Origin of the sequence: Streptomyces coelicoflavus, from assembly GCF_003112555.1 — a bacterium.
In the GTDB taxonomy this organism is placed as follows: Bacteria; Actinomycetota; Actinomycetes; order Streptomycetales; family Streptomycetaceae; genus Streptomyces; species Streptomyces coelicoflavus.
Map to the genome: position 1 here is coordinate 1 of NZ_BEWB01000032.1, position 7179 is coordinate 7179.

Sequence of the window (7179 nt, forward strand, 5' to 3'; positions counted from 1 at the left end):
TTAGGCGGTGTTCAGACTGCGGGTGCGAGGGGGCGTCCGCCTCAGCGGATGCCCTTCTCGCTGCGGACGCGGGCGCATTCTCTGCGCTGGGCTGCAAGGACGTCGGGATGGCGGGCATTGGTGTTGCGCCAGCGCAGATATCGGTGCAGGGCCCGGGTCTGCGCGGGGTGGCTGCGATGGTTCGAGTTGGCCAAGGTGAACTGCCGCAGCGGGCCGAAGTGGGCCTCGATCGGGTTGGCCCAGGAGGCGTAGGTTGGGGTGAAGCACAGTTCGACCTTGTTCTTCTTCGCCCAGTGGCGGATGTCCGCACCGGTATGGGGGAGAGGTTGTCCAGGATGATGTAGATCGGGGCGCCGTCGGGCCGGGCGGCCCGGATCGACTTCAGCGCGGCCAGGGTGTTGGCGGTGCCCTTGCGGCGGCGGTTGGCGCCCCACAGCCGGTCGTTGCCGACGGAGTAGCAGCCGTGGAAGTAGGTGACGCCGTGGGTGCGGCGGTAGGCCGCCGGGAGGCGGCCGGGCTTGCCCCGCTTCGCCCAGCAGGAGCCTGTGGTGGGCCGGATGCCCAGGGGCCCGAACTAGTCGAAGGCGAAGACCCGGTCTGGGAAGTGCTCCAGCACGTGCTCGATGCGGTCGAGTTCGGCGTCGCGCTCGGGATCGGGCGACTCTTTCCAGGTCTTGGTGCGCTGGAAGGTGATCCCGCGGCGGCGGAGCAGGCACCGTAACGCTTCCCGGCCGATGCGGATCACGCGTCCGTGCACGCGCCGCAGGTAGGCGGCGAGTTTACGGATCGACCAGCGGGTGAAGGGCTGGCTGAGCTTGGTCGGGCGGGTGGTGGCCGTCTGGATGATGAAGTCTTCATCGTCATTGCTCAGCAGGCGGGGACGGCCTCCCACCCATTGAGGGTCCAGGCAGGCCAGGCCGATCTTGTTGAATCGGTGGATCACCTCCCGCACCGTGTCCTCGTCGGCCTGGACCAGCTGCGCGATCACCGGGACCCGGTTCCCGCCGGCCGAGGCCAGCAGCATCATCGCGCGTCGGTAGCGCACCGAGCTGGTACTGCCCCGGCGCACGATCTGCTGCAGCTCCTGTCCTTCCTGGTCGGTGAGTCGGCGCACACGGACAGGCTCAGCCACTCGCACCTCCAGCGATCGAAAGGAGCGTGACCGCCCATCCAACCGCCCTAAACACCAACCCCGCGAACATTCCCGGTCACAGCACTAGTGCCGCATCAGGCAACGTTCGCCCTGGGCGGTCTGCGACGATGGCTCCATGGACGAGGAAGTCATTCCCATTCTTCGCGTCGAGGACGCTGCGGCGGCGGTCGCGTGGTACGAGCGACTGGGCTTCACCAAGCAGTGGGAACACCGCTTCGAACCGGGATTTCCCGCGTTCGTCGAGGTCGCCCGGGGCGGGGTGCGGTTGTTCTTGTCCGAGCACACGGGCGACGCCCGCCCCGACACGTTGGTCTACCTCCGCATTCGTGATGTCGAGGCCATCGCTTCCGAGTTCGGTGTGCAGGCGAAGGACGCTCCGTGGGCACGTGAGATTGAGCTGCGCGACCCTGACGGCAACCGGCTTCGAATCGGCACGCCGACGGAATGACGCTCGCCGGCAGCGCGCGGCAGGGAAGCTGTGCTGGTGGCTGAGCGAGTACACGTCCGCGAGCTCGATGACGACGAGGGGCAGCGCCTGCTGCGGATCATCCGCCGGGGCAGCGGCTCGGTGGTGACGTGGCGGCGGGCGCAGATGGCGTTGCTGTCCGCGCAGGGCATGCCCGTGGCGAAAATTGCCGAGGTGACGTTCACCAGCGCGGACCGGGTCCGGGATGTGATCCACAACTTCAACGCCGACGGCTTCGACTCCCTTTACCCGAAGTACAAAGGCGGTCGGCCCAGGACATTCACCCTGCCCGAGCGGCGCGAGATCAAGAAGATCGCCAAGTCCAGGCCGGCCGAGCACGGTCTGCCGTTCTCGACCTGGAGCCTGGCCAAGCTGGCCGACTTCCTGGTCGCCGAGGGGGTGGTCGACGACATCAGCCACGAGGGCCTTCGGGTCCTGCTCCGCGAGGAGGGCGTCTCCTTTCAACGCATAAAGACCTGGAAGATCTCCCGCGATCCCGACTACGCCGCCAAGAAAGCCCGCGTCGAGCACCTCTACGCCATCGCCGACGGCGAGGTCATACCCGAGGACGGCGAGCCCGAAGTCGTCTTATGCCTGGACGAATTCGGTCCGCTCAATCTCCAGCCCCACCCCGGGCGGCAGTGGGCCGAGCGCGGCGGACGGCACAAGGACCCCACCCGGGAGCCCAGGCCCCGACGGCGGGCGACCTACACCCGTCCGCACGGGGTCAGACACCTGTTCGCCGCCTACGACCTCGGCAAGGACAAGCTCTACGGCCACATCAAGCCGAAGAAGAACCGGACGAGGTTCCTGGAGTTCTGCCGCTACCTGCGCAGCCTCTACCCGCCGGAGATCCGCATCGCGATCGTGCTCGACAACTTCTCCCCGCACCTGACCACGAAGAAGGACAGCCGGGTCGGCGACTGGGCCGCAGCCAACAACGTCGAGTTCGCCTACACGCCTACGAACAGCTCGTGGCTGAACCGCATCGAGGCCCAGTTCACCGCCCTGCGCTACTTCACACTCGACGGCACCGACCACGCCAGCCACAAGGAACAGGGCAGCATGATCCGCCGCTACATCATCTGGCGAAACCGTCACGCCGACGATCAACGGCTACGAGCCGTGGTCGACAGGGCCAACGTTGCCTGATGCGGCACTAGGTCGCTCCGGACGACACCCTGCCGTGGTTCTCCCGCGCGACACTGGGACGCCCCCACGACCTGACGGCGGTGCGCGCTCATGGCATCGTCCAGGCCTGCCTGACCCGGCAGATCCTCGTGCTCGCGGACCGTGCCTACCAAGGCGTCGGCGCCACCTTCTGCACCCCGTGCTACCACCACAGCGAAGAACCCGAGCATTACCAGCAGTTCAGCCGCGACCATGCCCGGCTCAGGATGTCAGGACGAAGAAGGTTTCAGTGACTGCACGGCGTACCCAAGGCCATTGCATAGCTACGTGTTTTCTGATAATTTCTGAGATCGATACTCCTTGGGTGACTTGCCATAAAAGGAGCGGAAGGTTCGGGTGAAGTCGGAGGCGTGACAAAACCCCCAACGGAAAGCGATTTCGTAAATCGGGGTGGCCCGCAAGAGGGGGTTCTTTAAATCGCGGCGAGCATTTTCCATCCGCATGCTACGGATGTAGGCTGCGACTGTTTCATTGCGCCCCTGCTGCTCAAAGATACGATGCAGATAACTCAGGGATATGTGGTGAGCGGCGGCGATTATTGGGGGCGACAAGTCGGGGTTGGGTAAGTTCTGTCTTATGAAGAGTCGGATGCTTTTCATCATGGCTTGCTGGCGCGTCTTTTTGGGTACATTAGCTTTGAATTCCAATGCCTGGGTCAACCACGAAGAAAGCAGATCGAGCAGGATTGTGCCGAGGTGAGGTGCGTTAGACTCTTCGATCGTCTCAGCCTGCCGCTCTAAGCTCATAAGAAACTCTGCGACCACCGCGCCCATTCCGTCTCGACCTGATAATGGTTGCCCGAAAATTCTGTGTAGCCGGTGCGGTGGAAGCGGTAGCAGTTCTTTAGGGAAGTCGACCCCCACTCCTTTGATGATGTGGCGCTGTCCATCTTTAAGTGACTGGAGATCGTACTGCTGGAAGTTGTCGATAAGAAATAGATCACGTGCTCCGAACGTGTGAGTTTGGCCAGCGAGGTCGAGAGTTAGGTGCCCATCGAGTAGAAGAGTTAGGTGGTACGTTTCTGGGCTTGAGTGAGCTGGTATTTTGCAAGTGCGTCGGTAGCGTGCCGGTTGGAAAGATGTAGGCCAAACGGTGACTGGTCCTAGTTCCATCAGACGCATCTCCGCTTGAAAATTGTCGGTGTGGTCACTGGTTATTTCGCAAGCGCGTGTCCTGCCGATACATTCCTGCCAGTAGCTGAATCTATCTGGCGCAGACACGTCTGTGCTTTTAAGTACGGTTCCAATCATTGTATCTACCCTTTTTGCAGTCGGACGGACGTTCTGTCGGCGGCCTCGGACCGTTCTCCCTCCTTCTTCGGGTCTTCAGCACGGTTCAACTCCTTCACAGGAATCACTATTTTGACTGATCTCCCCAGCTTGCGGAACAGGTCGATCAGACGTGCGTACGGTAGGATTCAGTCAACTTGTCTGGCGAGCGCATGAGTGTGCTGAGGCTAGCCTCGCGCTTTCGCCAGGTGGGGTGTCCGATGGTTGATCAAATAAGCAGAGAGTGCTCCTGAACTGCAACGATGGGACTTGTCGAGGGTCCTGTCAGCTGCACGGAAAGAAGCACTCTCCAGGTGAAGAAGCGTAGCGGGTCCTACCCGCGTGTCCGTATCGAGGGCGGCGGCCGGACGGTGGTCTCGCAGGCCGGGGGCGTGTTGCTGGTCGAGACCGTCCGCAAGGCCGGCTTGGACACCGCGATATCAGCGGCGCTGACGCCGTGGCGGAAGGCTCGGGCGGTGCACGATCCGGGCAAGATCCTGCTGGATGTGGCCCTGGCGGTCGCGCTGGGCGGGGACTGCCTCGCGGACGTCGCCATGCTGCGGGCCGAGCCGGCCGTGTTCGGGCCGATCGCCTCCGACCCGACGGTCTCCCGCCTCATCGACACTCTCGCCGCCGCCGGGGAGAAGGCCCTGCGGGCCGTTAGTACCGCGCGAGCTGAAGTCCGCCAGGGCGTCTGGCGGTTGGCCGGCCGCCAAGCGCCTGACGCGGGCGGGACGGTGACCGTGGACGTCGACGGGGTGCTGGTGATCGCGCACTCGGACAAGGAGGACGCCGCACCCACGTGGAAGCGAAGCTACGGCCACCACCCGCTGATGGGATTCGTCGACCATGGACCGGGCGGCACGGGTGAACCGGTCGCGGCCCTGCTCAGAGCGGGCAACGCGGGATCGAACACGGCCACCGACCACATCACCGCCACCCAGCTGGCCCTGGCGCAGTTGCCGAAAAAGTACCGGCGCGGGCGCCGGACCCTGATCCGCACCGATTCGGCGGGCGGGACCCACGACTTCGTCGCCTGGCTCGCCCGGCGGGGGCGGTGGCTGTCCTACTCGGTCGGCATGACGGTCACCGAGCAGGTCCACCAGCATGTGTTGCAGGTTCCGGCATCGGCCTGGACGCCGGCCGTCGAGACCGGCGGCGAGATCCGCGAGGGGGCCTGGGTCGCCGAGCTCACCGGCGCAGTCCTGAACGGCTGGCCGAAGGGGATGCGGCTGATCGTCAGGAAGGAACGGCCGCATCCCGGGGCACAGTTGCGGCTCACGGATGCGGACGGCATGCGGCTGACGTGTTTCGCGACCAACACCTCGGGCCGGCCGATCGCCGAACTCGAACTGCGTCACCGGCTGCGGGCCCGGGCCGAGGACCGCATCCGCGCCGCCCGTGCCACCGGCCTGCGCAACTTGCCCCTGCACCGCACGGCCCAGGACCGGATCTGGCTGGAGATCGTGCAGATCGCTCTCGACCTGCTGGCCTGGATGCCGATGCTCGCCCTGACGGGCAAGGCCCGTCTCTGGGAACCCCGCCGCCTGCGGCTCCGCTTGTTCAGCGCGGCCGGACAACTCGTCACCACCGGCCGTCGGCGAATCCTCCGCCTGGCCGGGCACTGGCCCTGGACCAGTCACATCACCGCAGCCATCGAACGGCTCGCACTCCTGCCGAACCCCGGATGACCAGCGGATTCACCCGCCCCGACGAGAGAACCCCCAGCCGGAGAAGTGGAACCCGGCGTCCACCCGAGACGACACTCGGGACCTCAGCATGGCCAACCTCAGCCCACAGCACGAAAACGGTCCACCGACTCCGTCGGCGGACCGTCATGCAAGATCGAGGCTAGCCCCTGCGTCGCATGAGAACTCGCCAGCTTGCTGGCAGGCTCTTCTTCTGCTCGTTCACAGCAGAGATTCTGCTGGCGCGGCCCGCTGCCGTGCCGGGGTGTGTAGATTCAGGGACTTCGGTCCGGGTGACGTGTTCCTGTCGGGGCGCTCTGGGTATGCAAGAGGGCTCGGAGTTTCCGGTGACAACGTGCCATGGAGTCCTTCTTCAGCCTGCTGCAGAAGGCCGTTCTCGGCTGCCGTGTCTGTGCTATCCGCGGAAGACTCAGGATCAAGATCGTGACCTGAATCGAGGGAACTTCCCGCGACGCCTTCGATGGGCTTCACGTGGGGGACTGACCTCCATCAAATTCGAGCCCGTCATGACCACGTCTGCCCTTGGACCTCCAAGCCGCGTGACCGCACCTGACGTGTTACCCGAACCTGCACCAGACCCTCACGAGTCGGTAGATTTCTTCCGAGACGATGCGCCTTCGAGAGATGCACCGCGGTCCTCCGTAACGCCTAGTGCTCTGACCAGGAAGTTTCGCCGGATCGGCGGTTCCAACGGTTGGATGTCCGGAGATGTCCGAGCCGACCGTTGGGGGTGTGGTGGCTGAGCCTGTCCGTGTGCGCAGGTTGACCGACGAGGAGGGGCGGAAGCTGCAGCAGATCGTGCGCCGGGGCAGCACCAGCTCGGTGCGATACCGGCGCGCGATGATGCTGCTGGCTCGCCCGGCGGGGACAGGGTCCCGGTGATCGCCAGCTGGTCCAGGCCGACGAGGACTCCGTCCGCGACGTGATCCGCCGGTTCAACGAGATCGGCCTGGCCTGAACGGACCCTCCATGGACGGGAGGCCGTCCCTGCCTGCCCAGTTCTGACGATGAGGACTTCGTCGTCCACACGGCCACCACCCGCCCGACCAAGCTCGGCCAGCCCTTCACTCGCTGGTCCTCGGTAAACTCGCTGCCTACCTGCGGAAAGTGCACGGCCGTGTGATCCCGTCGGCCGCGAGGCATTACGGTGCCTGCTCGCCCGCCGCGGCGTCACCTTCCAGCGCACCAAGACCTGAGAGGAGTTGTCCGACCCCGAGCGTGACGCCAAGCTGGACCGCATCGAGGAGGTGCTGGAAACGCTCCCCGGACAGCGTGTTCGCGTTCGACGAGTTCGGGCCGCTCGGCATCCGCCCCACCGCCGGAGCCGGTCGCCCCGAGTGCCATCCCGCGACCTACCACCGCACACACGGGGTGCGGTACTTCCACGGCTGC

4 protein-coding genes and 3 pseudogenes are annotated in these 7179 nt (G+C 65.0%); 5 read left to right on the plus strand and 2 right to left on the minus strand.

Annotation, left to right across the window (positions count from 1 at the left end; translation table 11 throughout):
- Positions 1-41: 41 nt before the first annotated feature.
- Positions 42-1132 (minus strand): annotated as a pseudogene (locus Sco07f_RS39515) (IS630 family transposase).
- A 136-nt stretch (positions 1133-1268) separates the two neighbouring features.
- Here Sco07f_RS39515 and Sco07f_RS39520 point away from each other — a divergent pair.
- The 3 genes and pseudogenes from Sco07f_RS39520 to Sco07f_RS39535 form a co-directional block, all read left to right on the plus strand.
- Positions 1269-1601 (plus strand): glyoxalase superfamily protein, encoded by a 333-nt coding sequence (locus Sco07f_RS39520; protein ID WP_108990800.1) that lies wholly within the window; start codon positions 1269-1271, stop codon positions 1599-1601.
- Between the two features lie 36 nt (positions 1602-1637).
- Positions 1638-2771 carry an IS630 family transposase gene (locus tag Sco07f_RS39530; RefSeq protein WP_174855489.1) on the plus strand — a complete coding sequence of 378 codons (1134 nt, stop codon included), beginning with the start codon at positions 1638-1640 and terminating at the stop codon, positions 2769-2771.
- Between the two features lie 17 nt (positions 2772-2788).
- A pseudogene (locus Sco07f_RS39535) lies at positions 2789-3037 on the plus strand (transposase family protein); the annotation flags it as partial.
- 36 nt (positions 3038-3073) lie between these two features.
- Here Sco07f_RS39535 and Sco07f_RS39540 read toward each other — a convergent pair.
- Positions 3074-4060 (minus strand): helix-turn-helix domain-containing protein, encoded by a 987-nt coding sequence (locus tag Sco07f_RS39540; protein WP_108990801.1) that lies wholly within the window; start codon positions 4058-4060, stop codon positions 3074-3076.
- A 332-nt stretch (positions 4061-4392) separates the two neighbouring features.
- Between Sco07f_RS39540 and Sco07f_RS39545 the strand changes: the two genes are divergently transcribed.
- Entirely contained in the window at positions 4393-5769 is a 1377-nt protein-coding gene (locus tag Sco07f_RS39545; RefSeq protein ID WP_108990802.1) for an IS1380 family transposase, read from the plus strand.
- Between the two features lie 753 nt (positions 5770-6522).
- Positions 6523-7179: pseudogene (locus tag Sco07f_RS41325) on the plus strand (helix-turn-helix domain-containing protein); the annotation flags it as partial.